Origin of the sequence: Flavobacterium glaciei (assembly GCF_003350545.1) — a bacterium.
GTDB lineage: Bacteria > Bacteroidota > Bacteroidia > Flavobacteriales > Flavobacteriaceae > Flavobacterium > Flavobacterium glaciei.
Window position 1 is genome coordinate 14816 of sequence record NZ_QQBA01000004.1, and the last position, 19071, is coordinate 33886.

The window sequence follows — 19071 nt, forward strand, 5'->3', positions numbered from 1 at the left end:
ATTTACTTATGAAAAAACTAACACTTGCATGTATCACACTTCCTTTATTGTTGTTGAGTACTTTATCCTGCGACCGTGGAAAAGCAGCCGATACTGTAAACGGAATAACTACAACCGAAACTGAAAAAGCGGATTCAATTGAAAAAAAGGCTGTTCAAACCATTGATACAGTCGATTTCAATAAAAGAATGATTGCTTTAAGCAACAATGACACAACGGGAAGATGGCCTGTAAAAGCGCCTTATCCATTGCCCGGTGCATTATTGCCTTACAATCGAATTATTGCCTATTACGGGAATTTATATTCGACAAGGATGGGAATCTTAGGCGAAATCCCTCGAAAAGAAATGCTGGCTAAACTGCAAGGCGAAGTAGCTAAATGGCAGGCAGCTGATTCCACCGTAAAAGCAATTCCTGCTTTGCACTACATTGCAGTAACGGCTCAAGGCGCACCTGGAAAAAATAATATGCACCGCTTGCGAATGCCTTTTAAACAAATTGATACTGTTATTAGTTGGGCAAAACCCATCAATGCATTAGTGTTTTTAGATATTCAGGTAGGTCACAGTACGGTGAAAGCTGAAGTAGCAGAATTAGAAAAATACCTTTCTATGCCAAATGTACATCTTGGAATTGACCCTGAATTTTCGATGAAAAACGGAGAACGTCCAGGATCTAAAATCGGGCATTTTACGGCAGCGGATATTAATGATGCCATTACTATTTTAGCAGATATTGTCCGCAAAAACAAACTGACTCCAAAAGTGTTAGTAATCCACCGTTTTACACAAGGAATGGTAAAAAATTATAAAGAAATCAAAACCGTTCCTGAGGTACAAATCGTAATGGATATGGATGGTTTTGGGAGTAAGGTATTAAAAAAAGATTCTTACGTAAGTTATATTTATAGAGAACCTGTACAATTTGCCGGTTTTAAATTGTTTTATAAAAACGACAATAAAAAAGATTGGAAAATGTACAGCCCGGAAGAATTAGTAAAATTTACTCCAAAACCGATTTATATTCAGTACCAATAAATTACCATTGAATTCATGAAAAATATTTTTTATTCCGTTTTCGTTGGGCTTTTTGTAGTAGTGGGTTGCCAATCAGAACCCCGTAAAACAGTTCCTGAAGTTCCGCTTGTTGCTGCTCCCACAAAAGTTGTAGCTCCTAAAAAAGTTGCTGCAAATGCCGCGACCATACTTTCAAAAAAAGAAGTGCCTATTTTATGTTATCATAACATCAGGGATTTTAACGCCAGTGCGAGTGGAAATGTGAAAGTATATACCGTAAAACCGCCTGCTTTTGCAGAACAAATGAAAACGCTAGCTGATGAAGGCTACGAAACCATTTTGCCAGAACAATTGTATAATTATTTAGTTTTTGATGGCCCATTACCTGCAAAACCAATCATGATTACCTTTGATGATACTCGGGAAGAACAATTCAGCATTGGCGCAGCTGAGATGAAAAAATACGGTTTCAAAGGAGTGTTTTTTATAATGACAGTATCCATCAACCGTCCTGGATATATGAGCAAAGAACAAATCAAAAGCTTGTCTGACGACGGACATGTGGTAGGCGCGCACACTTGGGATCATCATATGGTTACAAAGTATACTGGCGACGACTGGAATACACAATTAGTCAAACCAAAAGCAAAACTGGAGGAAATTATAGGGAAACCAGTAACTGATTTTGCCTATCCGTTTGGTTTATGGAATACAGCCGCAATTCCTGAAATAAAAAAGAGTGATTATAAAATGGCTTATATTTTAGCAACCAAAAGAGATTCTGTTGATCCATTACACACCATTAGGCGTATTATTGTCTCAGGGACTTGGTCTATAGAAGGTACAATGAAGGCTATAAATTCTTCTTTTATTAAATCAGAATAGTCTAGTTCTGTGTAGTTCATAATAGCTTAATGTTTTTTGTCAGCTCGATTTAATACTAGTTCTCGACTGCGCTCGAACTGACATTGGACAATATATAATATCGAATAGAATAAATCTTAAATTAAAAAAGCACTATCGTATTCTAAGGAATATAATAGTGCTTTTTTTATGAAAATAGTAGACTTTATCTTGGTGACAACCAACCCTCAGGATTGTTATAAGTAGTATTCTGAAGGATTAGGAATTTTATGACTGTCTTACCTGTCTCGCCATTAGTTCTTACTTTTCCCAAAGTTTGCTTTATACTTACTTTATCGCCTTTGCTTACATTCACAGAACTTAAATTTTGATAAACCGTGAAGTAATCTCCGTGTTGTATCATTACTGCTTTGTTTACAGGAGACAATACAATAACGCTGGTTACTTCTCCGCCAAAAACGGCTCTGGCACTTGCGCCTTTGTCAGTAGTGATTTCTACACCGCTATTGTGTACGGTTATCGTATTAAACATTGGATGTGTTTGGTTTCCATATCCAAGTGATACATATCCTTTTTCAACTGGATATGGCAATCTTCCTCTGTTAGCTCTGAAATTATCAGCAATAATTTTAGCTTCCGGCGTTAGTTCAATTTTGGATGACGACACCGCAGCTTTAGAAACTGGTGCACTCGGATTTGCTTTTGCTTTTTCTAAAGCCGCTTTTCTGTTAGCTGCAGCAATTGCTTCTCGAATCAACTTATTGATTTGTCTATCGATTGCTCTGTACTCTTGCTGTTTTTTCTTAATTTCTTGGGCAATCTTATTTTTATCCTTTTTTATTACGCTTACCAACTTTAGTTGTTCTTGTTTCTCTTTTTCAAGTGAAAGTTTTTCTTTTTCGTTTTCAGCAATCAATTTTTGTTTCGCTGTTTTTTGTATGTCTAGTTTTTGGTTGTAATCTGTAAGCTTATCTGTTTTTATTTTTATTTCCTCTCCTTGCATTTTTCGATAGCTCGTATATTGTTTCATATACTGTGCTCTTTTGTATGCCTGTAAAAAGTTTTCAGATGATAACAAGAACATCGCTCTACTTTCTGATGAACGACTTTTATATGATTTTTCAATCATCTTGGCATAATCTTCCTTAAGTTCAGCTAATTCTTTTTTCAATTTATTAATCTGTACTTGATTAATATACATGTCATTGTTAAGCAATTTGGTTTGCTTTTCAGTGGTGTTTATTAATTTTTCTTTCAGTTTTATTTTCGTGCTTTGAATGACAATTACATTCACAACTGATTTTTCTTTTTTCTTTACAGATTGTAATAACTTTTCATTTTCTCTAATTTCTTTTTGAATTTGAGCTTTACGTTCTTCTAATTTTTCTTGTTGAGATTCCTGACTCCACAGTAATGAAGTCATACAGATAAAAATTAGGCTTAGGAGAAATTTTGGCATATCGAAAAAATATTTTTGCTAATTTACTTAATTATAATTCTTTTGTACCCATCTGGGACACTATAAGGAAAAGAAAGTTCTTCATTGAAAGTTACTGAGTTGTATTCCAGATTAATTTCAGTATTCCCTTTCTTCTGAAACGTATTGATTAAAACGCTTGTTGGCAATGTTGCCTGGTTGTATACTTTATTATCTGCATACGCTACTTTGATCATTCGCTCTTCTGCAGTTTGTGTAATTTCTTGTTTTTGAACTAAGAATTTATCTGCATCCAAAAAGAATGATTTTTTCGTGTTTTTATTCGATGTATCATCCAATCGATACGTTTGCTCCATTAACGTTTCTAAATATTTTCCTTTGGTCAAGTCATCAATTGCCTGTCCTAATAACATATTTTGAATTTTTTTATAATCTAAATCTGTACCTAACCATTGGCTTAAACTACTAAAATCACCTTCAAAATACTTTCCATTTATCTTTTCATAATAACTCACAGTATTAGGAGTAATCAATGCCTTTGCCATTGTAATTCCCAGAAAACGAATGCTTACTAAAATTTGCTCGTCCTTTTTGATTTTGATTTCAGCGGTAACATTTTGTGTAAGCTTATCATCTGCATAACGGGCGCTTGACTTAATATATAATGTAGAAAATTCGCTTTTATTGTTATAATGATTTTCTATTATTTTTTTGGCCGACATATTTTCTGCCTCCGCAATAGGCTGATTGCTTGCTGCAACTGCGATGGCTTTCGATTTACAAGACATCATAAAAACAGTAAGTAGTACTAGTATTGAAATTTTTTTGATCATTTTTTTTCTTTTAATAATTGGTTGGCTTTAGCAAAGAACAAGTCTTTTTTCTTGAAATCACCTAGGCCATTGTGCGCTTCTCCAAGCTGGATATTGAAATTTATTTCCAATTCCTTATTCTCTACTACATAATCCATGCCCATTTCTAAAAAATCCTTCGCTTTTTTGAATTGCTGTAACTGATTGTAACCTAAACCAGCATAATAATAAAACTGTGGCTGAGTAGGGAAAGTATCCACCATTACCGATGCTTTTTTTGCTACTAAATCAAATTGCTTCAACTCTGTATACGCTTGAAGCAAAAGCAAATTGGTTTCTATGTCATCTGTAGAACCTTTTTTTAATGCTTGTTCATAATACTTACTCGCATTTACCCATTGCTTTTTTTCATGGTAAAACTTCCCTATTTCCTTGGCTACATTAACTGTTGCATCATTAGCGAAATACGAAATCGCTTTTTCTAAATCAGCTGAGTATTGAGGGTTTTTATCTGTAAAAATCAAAAACTCATTCAGAATACGGTGTTTAATCTTCAAATCTATTTTGGAACTTGCCAAAACAACATTCATGGCGTTTATCGCTTTTGGTGCATCATTAACATCCAAATAATTTTTGAAAAGTGTTACTTGGGCCCATTCGGAATTCGGAATGGCTTTTTCTAATTTTTTAACGATCTCAAAAGCTTTTTCTTCTTCTTTATTCTTAGAATATAATACTATCAGGCTGATGTAATTAGACTCTTCTTGCGGATTTTTATCAATTTGCTCTAACAAATTTGAAGCTTCCATGTTTTGAAATTTCCCTTCAGATAAAATTTGGCTTTTGTACAAATCCCTTCTGTCCGTTTTCCCAAATGTTTCATTTAGCTCGTTAATTAAACTCAATGCCTTGTCAAATTGTTTTGTTCCTATATAAAGCGATGTCAAATCTTCTTTATACTTCTCGTCAAATTCTATCAATTTATTGATAATCATTATCGCCTGATTATAATTACTGGTTTCATAACTCACATCATACATTCCCACCCAGTACCATTTGTTTTTTGGGTCAATTTTTGTGGCTTTTTCAAACGAAGTATAGGCGTTATTATAATCTTTTAAAGCTAAATAATTTTTGCCTAATTCGTAATACACAGCCGCATCATCCGGTTTAATCTTGATGCATTTATCTAAAGCCACGACTGCTTTATCATAATTCTCAATCCCTTTTTGAAGCAACGATTCATAAAAAAGTTCTTGAAACTGATCTGTATCAAGTTTTATTTCTTCTGGCTCCATCTGTGCGCACAGCATAGCTGGAAACAATAAAGTTCCAAGAATAAACAGTAAGAAAGCGTTGTTTTTCATGTTTTTATTTAAACCTAATCTATCCATTTTTAGACTCTCTTCACAAATTAAAACAAATTTAAAATCTATGAATCAGAGGCAGAATTTTATTCCAATACAGAATAATCCCCAATACTTATACTAGTGAAATTCCCATCAAAACTCGCGTGATTACCAATCATGGCATTGTCTAAAACGGCATTTTTTATATGCGAATGCGTTTGTACCAAACTATTTTTTATAGTACTGTCTTTGACGTGACAACCATCTCCCAAGGAAACATTAGGACCAACAGTTGTGTTTACCAAAACTACATTTTTACCAATATAACAAGGCGGTATAATGGTTGCGTTTTCTAGCTGTACACTTTCATCAACTAAAGATTCACCATCTTGATGCAAAAAACCTAGCATTCTAGAATTAGTCTCCACCGTAACGTTTTTATTGCCACAATCCATCCATTCATCGACTTTACCGGGAACGAAAGTCATTCCTTTGGCCATCATCTGTTTGATTCCGTCATTTATTTGGTATTCGCCACCGTGTATAATATTATTGTCTAATACTAATTGTAATTCGTTTTTTAAAACGGCAACATCTTTAAAATAGTAAATTCCAATAACAGCAAGGTCAGAAACAAAAGTTGCTGGTTTCTCTACTAATTCTACTATTTCATTATTAGCATTTAATTTTACAACACCAAAAGCTTCCGGTTCGTCTACTTGTTTTACCCAAATAACGCTATCCGCATTTTGATCTAAATCGAAATCTGCACGAATTAAAGTATCTGCGTAAGCAATTACCGCTGATCCGCTCAAAGAATCTTTAGCACACATAATGGCATGACCAGTTCCTAAAGCTTCATTTTGATAATAAATAGTTCCTTTCGCACCTAGTTTTTTTGCAATAGCTAGTAATTCTTCTTCAACTTTTTTACCAAATGTTTCGTGAATAATAAAGGCTACTTCTTCAATCTCTTGATTTAAAACTCCTGCAATATCCTCGACCAAACGGTGAACGATTGGTTTTCCAGCAATAGGGATTAGCGGTTTAGGAATAGTTAATGTATGTGGGCGAAGGCGTGATCCACGACCAGCCATAGGAACGATTATTTTCATGTTTATTTATTGAAAGATTTAATGATTGAAAAATTTAATGATTATCACAAATCTTTAAATTTTTTAATCTTTGAATTATTAAATTTATTTTACTTTTTAAACGCAAAGATCACGAAGGATTTCGCAAAGATTTTCTATTATATTAAGCCACAGATTAAACGGATTAAACCGATTTTCACTGATTTTTATTTGAAACATTCTGTTTAATCGATTTTCACAACTGTTAACTGCGACTGATTACTGAACACTGAATACTTATTTCACTCCAGTGCTTCCAAAACCACCTTCACCTCTTGAAGTTTCTGATAATTCTTGAACTACAGTCCACTCAGCGCGGTCGTGTTTTGCGATTACTAATTGCGCTATGCGTTCTCCGTTTTGAATGGTAAAATCTTCATTGGATAAATTTACTAAAATAACTCCAATTTCTCCACGATAATCCGCATCAACTGTTCCGGGTGCATTCAGTACGGTTACACCATTTTTTGCAGCTAGTCCGCTGCGTGGTCTTACTTGCGCTTCGTACCCAATAGGCAATTCTATAAAAAGACCTGTTTTTACGATGGTTCTTTCTAGTGGTTTTAAGGTAATTGGGTCTGTGATATTAGCTCGTAAATCCATTCCTGCTGAGGCTGTGGTTTCATAACTAGGCAAGTCGTGTTGCGATTTGTTGATGATGTTGATATTCATAATGTATTTGTTTGAGCTAGATTTCAGGATCAGATTGTCTTTTTTAGGAAGTGCGCTTTTGTAGCCGTGACCGAAGTGGAAAGCCTTTTTCTATAAAATTGTATTTTTTTCGAGAGTGAAAAGAGCGACTGCAAGAAGCTCCTTTTGAGCCGTAGAAAAAAACAATGTTAGGAAAAAGCTTGAAACGAAGGGCGCGATAAGCTCCTAAAAATTTTGACACTACTTTGCTTTACGTTTTAGTATTTGGGTTAATAATTCTTTTTCGTTGTGGTATATAAAATAAAGGAACAGCAGCAATAACGTGATTCCTACAAAATAATTCTCCCGGAATCCGTAAAATGAAATAGCTGAAAAACCGATTGAAATTGTGAGATACATAAAAATTTTACGGCTGTCATACGGTATGGGGTAGTATTTGTTTCCGAAATAATAAGAGATGGACATCATGCTTCCATAGGCCGCAATAGTGGCAATTGCCGAACCGTAATAACTCATGGTTGGGATTAGCAGGTAATTTAAGGCTAATGTAATTATGGCTCCAACAATGGAGATATAGGCGCCTATGTATGTTTTATCTATTAGTTTGTACCAAACGGAAAGATTGGTATAAATTCCTAAGAAAAAATTGGCTAAGATAATCAACGGTACCACATTCATAGCTTCCCAATACGACTCATCCTGAATCATTATGTATTTTAAAACATCCGCAAAAACGATAACGGAGAGTAAAATGAAGGACCCAAAAATAACAAAATATTTAGTAATCGTGGCGTAGGTTTGTGGTGCATCCTTACTTTCAGCATGGCTGAAAAAGAACGGTTCAATTCCTAAAGTGTAGGCCGTACGGTACAAGACCATAAACAAACCAAGTTTATAACACGCGGAATATACTCCTACTTCGGCAGCGGCAATATTGGCTGGCAATAGTTTTCCCAATAAAATTTTATCGAATTGTTCATTGATAGCAAATGCTATTCCAGCGACCATAATAGGCATTCCGTATTGCATCATGCGTTTCCAAAGCTGGTAATCAAAATGCCATTTTAGTTTTAAATAATCAGGTGACAATACTACAAAAGTGAGCAAACTCGCAACGATATTAGACACAAAAATATAGCCTATTTGAAAATCTTCTAAGTAAAAAGAACTTAAAAAACTATCCGGATTTGATTGCGCAATTGCTGGTAAATAACTCAAAAAGAAAAGGTTTAACACCAGATTGATTGTGACATTTCCAATTTTGATTATGGCATATTTTATGGGTTGCTGATTGACCCTCAATTTAGAAAAAGGAACAATTACCAAGGCATCCAGGACTAAAATCCAGATGGTATACGTAATATACTGAGCATCAATTCCAGACCAAATAGCTAATTTATTCCTGAATAATAAGGCAATGAATAAAAACGAAATAGAAGTCCAGAAAATTGAAACAGATGTTGTTTCCACAACCGATTTCTTATCTGTTTCTTTATTATAAAACCTAAAGAAAGCAGTCTCAAATCCATAAGCGAGAATTACATTAAAAAAGATCATCCAGGCAAAAATGATGGAAACCTTTCCGTACTCAGCTTTTGGGAGTAAATCCGTGTATAAAGGCACCAATAAAAAACTGAACATACGCGGTATAACCGTTGCTAATCCGTAAATGGCAGTCTGTTTAAAAAGATTTTTATATAATCCCAAAATGGTGTATTTATTAAAATTAAGGAAGCAAAAATAACTAATTCTTTGGATTATTCCGATGAAGTGAATGTTTGTTTTGAAAGAGAATCCACATCAAAAGAATTGATTTATATTCACTTAAATTATCGCAATGGCTTTTCCAAAACATTGGCTATTTTATAAAAAACAGTTTTATTGTCTTTCTTAAATTGTAACACCGCTTCATTTGATTTTAAATCAAATTTAGATTTTTGAATGACCGGAGCTTTGTTGCCGTATTCCTTCGCAGGATTACTATCCATGATGATGTCTTCCTTTGTGATACTTTGATAAAAATGTGCAGTAAATTCTTTTGGTGTAATTTCTTTTAAGGAAGATTCTTGATTGTGAAAATAGATTTTCTCCAATTTGATGTTTGCCGAAAGCGGTTTTTTGAATTCAATATAAAAATGGGTTACACTACTTTCGCTGTCTTTTTTCTCTTTTTGATAAAATACTGATTGTATTTCTTGAGGAAATTCCGTTTGAAATTCATGTTTCATAGCACAAAAAGTAAGACTGATTGCAGTAATCACCACGAAAATAATTGTTTTATATCCTTTCATAATTTTCTATTTAACTTAGTCCTTCTTCGTTTAAAATTTTAAGAAAGTGAAATCCTTTTGGAACATATCCTTGATTGTAATAGAAACGATGTGCGGTATAATTTCCTGTAAAAGCGTCGAGTACAATCATAGTGCAACCAAGTTCTTTTGCTTTAGCATCGACATAATCCGTCATCATTTTACCAATTCCTTTTTTACGGTGGTCTGGGTGAACGATAAAATTATCAATTTCAAGGTACTTGCCTGACCAAAGCTTTGTTCCAGACCACAAACCAGAAAGTCCTACACAAACATCACCTTCAAAAACAGCAATTTGTTTGTAGTTGTGCGGAATCATATCTGTAAGATACGCATCGTATTTCTCTAAACTGAAATTGGTATATAAATATTGCATTACTGGGTATTGCGCCAGCATTTCTTGTTTAGTGGTAAGTTCTTTGAGTTGTAGTTTCATTCTTCCAAGTATTATTTTAAACTATAAAATTAAACAAAAAAAGAGTCACGCATAGCGTGACTCTTTATATATTTCGAATCAATAATCTTTTACCCATTCAACGCTTCTGCTCCACCAACAATCTCTAAGATTTCATTAGTAATAGAAGCCTGACGTGCTTTATTATAAGTTAACTTCAATTGATTTCTCAATTCCGTTGCATTATCAGTTGCTTTGTGCATTGCTGTCATACGAGCTCCGTGCTCTGAGGCAAACGAATCACGAATCCCTTTATACAATTGTGTTTTTAACGATTTTGGAATCAAAGTCAACACGATTTCTTCTTTTGAAGGTTCAAAAATATAATCTCCTGTCGAAGGTGTAACATCTGATTTAATAGGCGCTAATGGCAGAAATTGTTCCGTTTGAACGATTTGTGTCGCAGCATTTTTAAATTGGTTATAAACCAACTCAATTTTGTCGTACTCACCAGAAACGAATTTACCTGTTAACAAATCAGCAATTTTTGCAACATTGTCAAAAGTCAAATTGTCAAATATAGCGCTTTGATTATCTACAATTGAAAGCGATTTGCTCAAAACGTCATTTCCTTTTTTACCAATAGCAAAAATATCAACTTGTTTTCCAGCATAAAATTCAGCACGGCTTTTTGCTTCTTTGATAACATTTGTATTAAATGCACCGCATAAACCTCTATTTGAAGTTATCGCTACCACTAAAACTTTTTTGATTTCACGTTGTGTTGTAAACTCTCCACCTGCATCACCTTCAAGTGTAGCAGAAAGATTTTGCAATAATTCCGTTAATTTTTCGGCATAAGGTCGCATTGCTGTAATTGCATCTTGTGCTTTCTTTAGCTTTGCTGCAGAAACCATTTTCATCGCCGATGTAATTTGCATCGTAGATGAAACGGAAGTAATTCTATTACGGATTTCCTTTAAATTTGCCATCTTATATTAGTCTAACGTCGTAAGGTCATAAAGTCTAAAGTCCTCGAAAGCAGATTAACTGACTTTAAGACTTTCGACTTTACAACTTTTGACTAGTTTTAGTTATATTTTGCTGATAATTCTTTTGCTACAGTTTCGATTACATCTGTAATTTCATCTGTTAATTTTCCTGCTTTTAAAGCATCAAGAGTTGCTCTGTGTTTGTTATTCAAGAATTCCAAGAAATCTTTCTCAAATTCTCTTACTTTATTAACAGGAACATTTCTCAATAAGTTTTTAGAACCAGCATAGATAATCGCAACTTGATCTTCAACAGTATAAGGATCATTCAAACCTTGTTTCAAGATTTCAACGTTTCTTTTTCCTTTTTCAATTACGTTTAAAGTTACTGCATCTAAATCAGAACCAAATTTAGCAAACGCTTCCAATTCACGGAATTGTGCTTGATCCAGTTTTAATGTACCTGCTACTTTTTTCATTGATTTAATTTGAGCATTTCCTCCAACACGAGATACCGAGATACCTACGTTAATTGCTGGACGAACCCCAGAGTTAAACAAATCTCCATCAAGGAAAATTTGACCATCTGTAATCGAAATTACGTTTGTTGGGATATATGCAGAAACGTCACCAGCTTGTGTTTCAATAATTGGTAAAGCAGTAAGAGAACCACCACCTTTTACAATTGATTTCAATGAATCTGGTAAATCGTTCATGTCTTTAGCAATTCCATCATCTGCAATTACTTTACAAGCACGCTCTAATAAACGGCTGTGTAAGTAGAAAACGTCTCCAGGATATGCTTCGCGTCCCGGTGGCCTTCTTAATAATAGAGAAACCTCACGATACGCTACAGCTTGTTTAGATAAATCATCATAAACAATTAAAGCCGGACGACCTGAATCTCTAAAATATTCTCCAATTGCAGCACCTGCGAAAGGAGCATACACTTGCATTGGAGCTGGATCAGAAGCATTAGCAGCAACAATAATGGTATATGCCATTGCTCCTTTTTCTTCTAACATTTTAGCAATTCCTGCTACAGTTGACGCTTTTTGTCCAATTGCAACATATATACAGAAAACTGGTTTCCCAGCATCGTAAAATTCTTTTTGATTTAAGATAGTATCGATACAAACAGTTGATTTACCAGTTTGACGGTCACCAATAACTAGCTCACGTTGTCCACGACCTACTGGAATCATAGCATCTACTGCTTTGATACCGGTTTGTAATGGTTCAGTAACTGGTTGACGGAAGATAACTCCAGGAGCTTTTCTTTCTAAAGGCATCTCGTATAAATCGCCACCTATTGGTCCTTTTCCATCAATTGGAAAACCAAGTGTGTTTACTACACGACCTACCATTTGTTCTCCTACTTTAAGAGAAGCAATACGTTGTGTTCTTTTTGCAGTTGAACCTTCTTTGATTCCTGTAGATGGTCCTAAAAGTACCACACCTACATTGTCTTCTTCAAGATTCAAAACAATAGCTTCTAATCCATTGTCAAATTCAACTAACTCTCCATATTGAACATTAGAAAGCCCGTAAATACGAGCAATACCATCTCCAACCTGAAGTACGGTTCCTACTTCTTCTAGTGTAGCACCAGATTCAAAACCTTCTACTTGCTTTCTTAATATTGCTGAAATTTCAGCAGGTTTGATTTCCGCCATCTTAATTTATAATTTAAACACTTAAATGTGCAATAAAACTAATTACTTAACTCTCTTTTTAATACTTGTAATCTGTTGGCAACCGAAGCATTGTACTGCTTGTCCCCTATTCTCAAAATAAAACCTCCAATAATTGTAGGATCTACTATGTTCTCAATTGTTATCTTCTTATCTGAAAGTGTTGCTACTTTCGCTAAAACTTGTGCTTCTAAAGCTGCATCCATAGGAATAGCAGTAGTCACTTGTGCCAACTCAATACCATTTGCTAAGTCAGATAATTTACCATATTCAGTAGCAATTGCACCTAATATTTCGAATCTTTTGTTTTCAAATAACAAATGAAACAACCCTTGAGTTACGCCATTGATACCTGCAAAAACTTCTAACAATGCATTTTCTTTTACTGCAACTTTAATAGTGGGATTTTGAATAAACGTACTCAATTCTAAATTCCCATTAATAGTGGTAGCAATAGTTTTCATATCACTGCTTACTGCTTCGGCAACATTTTTTGAGTTTGCTAAGTCCAAAATTGCTTTTGCATAACGAATTGCTGCTCTTGTACTTGCCATAATTAGTTCAATTTAACGTCACCTAACATATTCTCAATCAATTTAGTTTGAGCTTCTTTGTTAGATAATTCATCTTTTAATACTTTTTCAGCAATACTCAATGACAATGAAGAAACTTGTGATTTCAATTCTGCCATAGCTGCATTTTTTTCTGCTAAAATAGCTGTTTTAGCTTGCTCAATCATTCTTGCGCCTTCTGCTTGTGCATCAGCTTTAGAATCAGCGATCATTTTTTCTCTCATTTCACGCGCTTCTTTCAATAAAGAGTCACGCTCTAATCTTGCTTCTTGAAGAATACGTTCGTTTTCTGCAGTAAGATTTTGCATTTCTCTACGAGCAGTTTCTGCTGAAGATAATGCTTCATTGATTGAATCTTCTCTACCTTTTACTGCGCCAAGAATTGGTTTCCAAGCAAATTTTCTTAAAAGGATGAAGAAAACTAAAAAGATAATAGAGGTCCAAAAAATTAAACTCTCCGGTGCTGTAAAATTCATATTTTTATATTTAAAAGTTTGTTTTAGAAATAAAAACTCCCTGATACCAACCGTATCAGGAAGTTTTAAGCTTTAATTATTTTGCGATCAACGCAACAACTACTGCAAAAAGTGCAACACCTTCAATAAGTGCAGCAGCAATAATCATAGCAGTCTGGATTTTTCCAGCAGCCTCAGGTTGACGAGCAATAGCGTCCATTGCAGAACCACCAATTTTTCCAATACCTAGACCTGCACCAATAACAGCTAATCCAGCTCCGATTCCAGCTAATACCATAATACTAAATTTAATATAGTTAATAATTAATAAAACACAAATTAATGGTGATCATGCTCTGCTACAGCCTGACCAATAAACAATGCTGTCAACAACGTGAAGACATAAGCCTGCAACGCCGCAACCAACATTTCAAGTACACTCATGAACAGTACGAAAGCTCCAGAAATAGGCGCAACGGCTACTGTTTTGAATATAAAAATCAATGAGACTAAACTCAAGATGATAATATGCCCTGCAGTAATGTTTGCGAATAAACGAATCATTAATGCAAAAGGTTTTGTCAACATTCCGATAATTTCTACAGGAATCATAATAGGATATAATGCTTTAGGTACTGGAGGCATAAAAATATGTTTCCAATAATCTTTGTTGGCACTGAAAGAAGTTACAATAAAAGTAATCAATGCTAATACAAATGTAAAGAAGATATTTCCGGTAAGGTTTGAACTGAAAGGGAAAAAGGGAATCAATCCAATAAGGTTATTAATCCAAATAAAGAAAAATATAGTCAATAAATACGGCATGTATTTCGCGTATTTTTTGGTTCCAATATTAGGTATAGCGATTTCATCTCTAACGAATATCACTAACGGCTCTAGAAATCCAGCGATTCCTTTTGGCGCTAATTTGTTTTTGTTGTAAGAACGTGCAACTGCAAGGAACAAAAAGAACAATATAAGAGCTGACATCAACATCGAGAATACATTCTTAGTGATTGAAAAATCAAGTGGTCTAGCGTCAAACGCGAAAGCACCGTTTTTTCTTTCATCTTCCGTTAAGTTTTCAAATTTATCAGCGTAAAAAACAACTTCGTTAAAACGAACTAATTTTTGACCGTTCACATCAACAACATGGTGTCCTTCATTATCATGGTGAAATTGTTCCGAAGAAAAAATTTCCAATCCGTTGTTTGTCCACAAAATTACAGGAAGGTAAAACGTAATAGGATGACCATCATAATCCGCAATGTGAAATTCATGAGAATCACCAATGTGATCATTAATCAATTCCGTGGCATTGAATTCTTTTTCAGCAGAATGACCTGTTTCTCCGTGTGCTTCTGCAACAGGAGCAGCATTTTCAGTGTGATTTTGAAGACTATCCGCGGTTGGATTTGCGAAAGTAACCAACGGCATACACGCTAGAAAAGTAACTAACAGGAATTGAAGTGATTTTTTTGAAATTACCATTATTAATTGTGTATCTGATTTTACGTTTTAAAATTTTTTGCAAAGGTACATATTTAATTGAAAATTGAAAATTATAATGATGATTTTAAAAAATGAATTTTACAATCCTATTGCATTATTTTCAAGCAACTTATCTTTTATTTATTAATCGCACTGCAAAAATGGTTTCAAAAAGCAAAAATAGGAAATAAGGGATGAAAAAAGCTGCTATATCCAAATTAGTTTCTCGCCCTTCTGATTGTATCAATGGAATCAAAAAAACCACTGATGCCATCATTTTCACGAAAGTGGTTCCCAGAAACGCAAAACCAGTAAAATCAGGAAAATTTAAATTTACAAACAGTAGCAATACATATATTAAAAGTGTGGAAACAAACAGGAAAAGATAAATACTCCAAGTAGCGTAAAAAAATTCATGATGTTCACTATAGGCTGCAGTCCCGTAATACTGCGCAGTAAATAAAAGTAATGTAAAGGGTATTAAGTACTTCAAAAAAGATAAAACTTTAATCATTCGTTATTTTTATTAATATTTTTGACTTGCCGAATTACGTTATAAAGGGCTATAAAAACTGATAATAAGGACAATATAATAGTGTAAAAGGAAGACGATTCTCCCGAATATTTTTCATCCAGCCACATACCTAGATAAGTGAACGCGAAAATGACAATTCCCATTTGAAAAGGAATTCCCATAAATACCAACCATTTATTAAAATTGTTTTTATTTGGTGTTTCGTTGGTCATCATTTTGAAGGATATTTTTTGCATTAGTCTTCATTGTGCAAGAAGCGCTGAAATCAGCTCCTGGCTCCACAGATAATTTTCCAGTGGTAACTTCTCCATGAATGCTAGCCTTTGATTTTATATTCAACACCTCGGTTACTTGAATTTTCCCTTCAAATTTTCCTTCGATATCAGCGTTTTTACACACAATATCACCAGTAACGCTTCCGGCTGGACCAATGACAATTTTGCCGCCAGACTGAAAATTACCTATCAAGTTTCCGTCTAATCTAAAATCAGCATGCGAAATAATATCACCTTTTATTGTAGTTCCTTCAACAATTCTATTGGTTTTACCTAAAAGATCGGTGTATGATTTTTGTTTTTTATCAAACATATTTATGGATTTTTTAGCGCTAAATAAGTGTCTATATTTTTCTTGATTTGAATTACTTTGTAGTTATCTCCCGAAACCACTATGGCAGGTTCGACTAGTTTATATTTTACATTTTCTTTCAAAACTGATACAATGTCGTTAGCATAAAGTTTTGATCCTATTCCATGAATCGTGATGAAATTTTCTTTTTCTGTGTAAATGTCATACGAATAATATATTTTTTGATAGCTTTCTGCAGCAACAAACATTTTGATTTTTTCTTCTAATGCTTTAGTATTTTTATCGTCACGAGAACCCACTCGGTATAGAATTTTCCAATTATTTGAATCGATTGTATTCAACTCCAATTTCTCCAAAAACGGAACTTGAATCGTCAGGATCTCTAGTGCATTTTTCCCCTCTTCACTACTAGGATAATTATCTGCTACTCCTTGCAATGCATTTTTATAAGCGGTTACTCCTTTCAGTTTTCCAATAGTGTTTGCTTTTAGCAATTCAAATTTTGATACAATTTCATCTCCGGAAAATTGATTAATCAAAGCATTAGAGTTTTCTAAAACTGAAACAAATTGTTCTTGTTGGTATAATTTATACCATTTCGTATAAACACTTTCCGGTGTTTCATTTGCTGAAACCGCATTAGGGCTTGTGTTGTTGATGATTTGTGCATAACGAGAATCCGGGTATTGAGCTGATATTCTTTTCTTCATCGCTTCTGCCTTGTTTGCATCAGTGATTTGGTACAATTTATATAAATTATACATCGATGGTAGCAATAGTTTTTCCTCAGGATTATTGTTTAATAATTGTTCCAGTTTAGCGATGGCTAAATTATTTTCTTTAAATTTTTCTTTATAAATAATCCCTAACTGATAATATGCAAAATTACGTTCCTTGCTTATGCTATCTATTTCTGTTTGTGCTACTGGAAGTTGTTTTAAATAAAAATCAGTGGTGTATTGCTCCACAATTTTGTCAGCCTTAGATATGTCCTCAAGATTTTCTTTGTCATAATTCAACGGATCTTCCGAAGTTAGATTTTTAGTACTGGATGAGATTCTCCAATTGCCATTTGGAATTCTCTCGCCCCATACTTTTTTGAATTCTATTTTTCCAAAAGCTACTGTTGAAGGGTTATAAAAATAGAAAATACTGGTCGTTTGTTGTGAGGAAACATTGGGAATAGCCGGCGGCATCAATGTCGATTTTTTGGTTGGTTTTCCAAGTTCTTGATTAGAAGCTGGATCAATAGAACTAATTGTACTATTCCTTTCTATATTTTCTAGTTTTTCTTTTCGTTTTTCATCTAAAACTCGCTTGATTTCATCTTGTTCTTTTAATTTGGCGATGTACTTTTCAAAATAGGCAATTTTATCGCTCTCATTTAATGAAACTACATTCAAAATACTGTCATTTCTTTTGGCAAGAGCCTCATACAAAATCACTTCATCCAGATTAGTTCTAACTTTTTTAATTTTACTATGCTCTCTGGTTTTATCATTAAGTTTAACTAATGTACTATCATAATATTTTGCAGCAGCTGGATATTCCGCATTTCTAAAATACATATTCCCTAAATTTCTATAATTTGAAGCTACCAAATAGGAATCTCTTGAATCTGCTTTTAAGGATAAGTTATAAAAATCTAAGGCTTTTTTCTGGTCGTTTTTTTGATCATAAAAAACTGCCATATGATGAAAAATTAAATCTTTATACGGTCTGTTTTCTCTGTCTTGTGCCAGTTTATCAAATGTTTTTGTAAAAGAATTGAAATCTCCATTTTGATAATCAAACAATTCTGCTTTTTTAGCATGTGCCTGAATGACAAATTTCCTGTCTGCTTTTCGGTTCATGTCAATCACAGATTGATACGAATTGACAGCACTGTCCTTGTACCCTAATTGCTGATACAATTGTCCTAAAATGAAACGGTAACGAGCTCTTTCCTGGTTTACTTTTGTAAACGCTATGGCGAGTTTTAGTTTAGCAACCGCACTGTCTTTTTCTTCTAAATTTAAAAAAGACTCTGATAAAAGTGCATTTGCATCTGCAAAAACCTGTTTTTTTAATTTGTGGTCTTTTAGTAATTTATTTAAATTTTTAATTGCCAAAGCATCGTTTCCTAAACGCATATTTGTTTTTTCACGCCAAATCTTGGCCTCATAAATCTTGCTGCTGTTGGGGTATTTGTATAAAATATAATTAAACGCGTCGAGTGCAGGAACAAATCTTTGATCGTAATAACGGGATTTACCAAGCATCAAATAGGCTTCGTCAATTTGAGAATTTTTCTCTCTTCCGCCAATATTCATAGAATGTTTTTGAATGGCTTTTGTCGCCTTAGCTTCTGCCAATTCGAAATTTGTGTTTTTGGGTTTTGTTGTGGAAGTGAAGTCTTCTACAATTTGCATTTTTTCTATGGGTAGACGTTTCCAGAAATCGTCATCACTATTAGAATTTAATTCATTAACTCCTTTTTCTAAACCTACTTGACCGTTATACAAAATATTGTACTTTGTACTCAAGGCATGGGAATTTCTAGCTATAAAAGTATCTTTCTTAGTAGAACAAGCTACCAAAAAAGCAAAAAATAACAAGAAGGATAACGGTTTAAATATATTGATTTTCAATGGAAAACGTTTTTATCAATTAACTTTTAAAAATGCATTTTAGTATACTGACTTGTAAAAATACGTTTCTTTTTGATATCGTGAAAATTATCGGGGTTTATTTGAGTCCCAGAAGTGCGTGAGGGATGTAACGGAAATCCTTTTTAAT

At 33.9% G+C, this 19071-nt stretch carries 20 protein-coding genes; 2 read left to right on the forward strand and 18 right to left on the reverse strand.

From position 1 onward, the window contains the following. Positions 1–8 precede the first annotated feature (8 nt). Complete coding sequence (locus tag DFR66_RS04835) at positions 9–1037, forward strand: hypothetical protein (protein WP_114753722.1); 1029 nt, start codon at positions 9–11, stop codon at positions 1035–1037. 15 nt (positions 1038–1052) lie between these two features. Then, positions 1053–1901 (forward strand): polysaccharide deacetylase family protein, encoded by an 849-nt coding sequence (locus DFR66_RS04840; protein ID WP_114753723.1) that lies wholly within the window; start codon positions 1053–1055, stop codon positions 1899–1901. Positions 1902–2085: 184 nt separating this feature from the next. On the opposite strand, the gene DFR66_RS04845 is transcribed toward DFR66_RS04840, so the two are convergent. From DFR66_RS04845 to porW, 18 genes are all read right to left on the reverse strand, one after another. Then, a complete protein-coding gene (locus DFR66_RS04845) occupies positions 2086–3303 on the reverse strand; it encodes a murein hydrolase activator EnvC family protein (protein ID WP_242008630.1) in 1218 nt (405 codons plus the stop codon). 59 nt (positions 3304–3362) lie between these two features. Next, positions 3363–4151 (reverse strand): DUF4292 domain-containing protein, encoded by a 789-nt coding sequence (locus tag DFR66_RS04850; RefSeq protein ID WP_114753725.1) that lies wholly within the window; start codon positions 4149–4151, stop codon positions 3363–3365. Continuing rightward, positions 4148–5524: a tetratricopeptide repeat protein gene (locus DFR66_RS04855; RefSeq protein WP_317048669.1), complete on the reverse strand. Its 1377-nt coding sequence runs from the start codon at positions 5522–5524 to the stop codon at positions 4148–4150. The genes DFR66_RS04850 and DFR66_RS04855 overlap by 4 nt, the downstream gene beginning before the upstream one ends. Positions 5525–5583: 59 nt before the next feature. Beyond that, positions 5584–6594: a sugar nucleotidyltransferase gene (locus DFR66_RS04860; protein WP_114753726.1), complete on the reverse strand. Its 1011-nt coding sequence runs from the start codon at positions 6592–6594 to the stop codon at positions 5584–5586. A 255-nt stretch (positions 6595–6849) separates the two neighbouring features. After that, a complete protein-coding gene (dut, locus tag DFR66_RS04865; protein WP_114753727.1) occupies positions 6850–7284 on the reverse strand; it encodes a dUTP diphosphatase in 435 nt (144 codons plus the stop codon). A 219-nt stretch (positions 7285–7503) separates the two neighbouring features. Further along, positions 7504–8970 (reverse strand): lipopolysaccharide biosynthesis protein, encoded by a 1467-nt coding sequence (locus tag DFR66_RS04870; protein WP_114753728.1) that lies wholly within the window; start codon positions 8968–8970, stop codon positions 7504–7506. 122 nt (positions 8971–9092) lie between these two features. Beyond that, positions 9093–9554 (reverse strand): hypothetical protein, encoded by a 462-nt coding sequence (locus DFR66_RS04875; RefSeq protein WP_114753729.1) that lies wholly within the window; start codon positions 9552–9554, stop codon positions 9093–9095. A gap of 10 nt (positions 9555–9564) precedes the next feature. Then, on the reverse strand, positions 9565–10008 hold the full coding sequence (locus tag DFR66_RS04880; RefSeq protein ID WP_114753730.1) for a GNAT family N-acetyltransferase: 444 nt from the start codon (positions 10006–10008) through the stop codon (positions 9565–9567). 89 nt (positions 10009–10097) lie between these two features. Then, positions 10098–10958 (reverse strand): ATP synthase F1 subunit gamma, encoded by an 861-nt coding sequence (gene atpG / locus DFR66_RS04885; protein WP_114753731.1) that lies wholly within the window; start codon positions 10956–10958, stop codon positions 10098–10100. Between the two features lie 98 nt (positions 10959–11056). Then, positions 11057–12634 (reverse strand): F0F1 ATP synthase subunit alpha, encoded by a 1578-nt coding sequence (atpA, locus tag DFR66_RS04890; RefSeq protein ID WP_114753732.1) that lies wholly within the window; start codon positions 12632–12634, stop codon positions 11057–11059. Between the two features lie 38 nt (positions 12635–12672). Then, positions 12673–13206 (reverse strand): ATP synthase F1 subunit delta, encoded by a 534-nt coding sequence (atpH, locus tag DFR66_RS04895; RefSeq protein WP_114753733.1) that lies wholly within the window; start codon positions 13204–13206, stop codon positions 12673–12675. A gap of 2 nt (positions 13207–13208) precedes the next feature. Beyond that, entirely contained in the window at positions 13209–13700 is a 492-nt protein-coding gene (locus tag DFR66_RS04900) for a F0F1 ATP synthase subunit B (protein WP_113664745.1), read from the reverse strand. Positions 13701–13776: 76 nt separating this feature from the next. Continuing rightward, the gene (atpE, locus tag DFR66_RS04905; RefSeq protein WP_031453874.1) at positions 13777–13977 is read right to left on the reverse strand and encodes an ATP synthase F0 subunit C; all 201 of its coding nucleotides are present in this window, start codon (positions 13975–13977) and stop codon (positions 13777–13779) included. A gap of 41 nt (positions 13978–14018) precedes the next feature. Further along, entirely contained in the window at positions 14019–15170 is a 1152-nt protein-coding gene (gene atpB / locus DFR66_RS04910) for a F0F1 ATP synthase subunit A (RefSeq protein ID WP_114753734.1), read from the reverse strand. Positions 15171–15300: 130 nt separating this feature from the next. Continuing rightward, complete coding sequence (locus DFR66_RS04915; RefSeq protein ID WP_114753735.1) at positions 15301–15684, reverse strand: hypothetical protein; 384 nt, start codon at positions 15682–15684, stop codon at positions 15301–15303. Next, a complete protein-coding gene (locus tag DFR66_RS04920) occupies positions 15681–15920 on the reverse strand; it encodes an AtpZ/AtpI family protein (RefSeq protein WP_317048670.1) in 240 nt (79 codons plus the stop codon). The genes DFR66_RS04915 and DFR66_RS04920 overlap by 4 nt, the downstream gene beginning before the upstream one ends. After that, positions 15895–16293 carry a bactofilin family protein gene (locus DFR66_RS04925; RefSeq protein WP_114753737.1) on the reverse strand — a complete coding sequence of 133 codons (399 nt, stop codon included), beginning with the start codon at positions 16291–16293 and terminating at the stop codon, positions 15895–15897. Before DFR66_RS04925 ends, DFR66_RS04920 begins: the two co-directional genes overlap by 26 nt. Before the next feature lie 2 nt (positions 16294–16295). After that, the gene (gene porW, locus DFR66_RS04930) at positions 16296–18923 is read right to left on the reverse strand and encodes a type IX secretion system periplasmic lipoprotein PorW/SprE (RefSeq protein ID WP_114753738.1); all 2628 of its coding nucleotides are present in this window, start codon (positions 18921–18923) and stop codon (positions 16296–16298) included. Positions 18924–19071 lie beyond the last annotated feature (148 nt).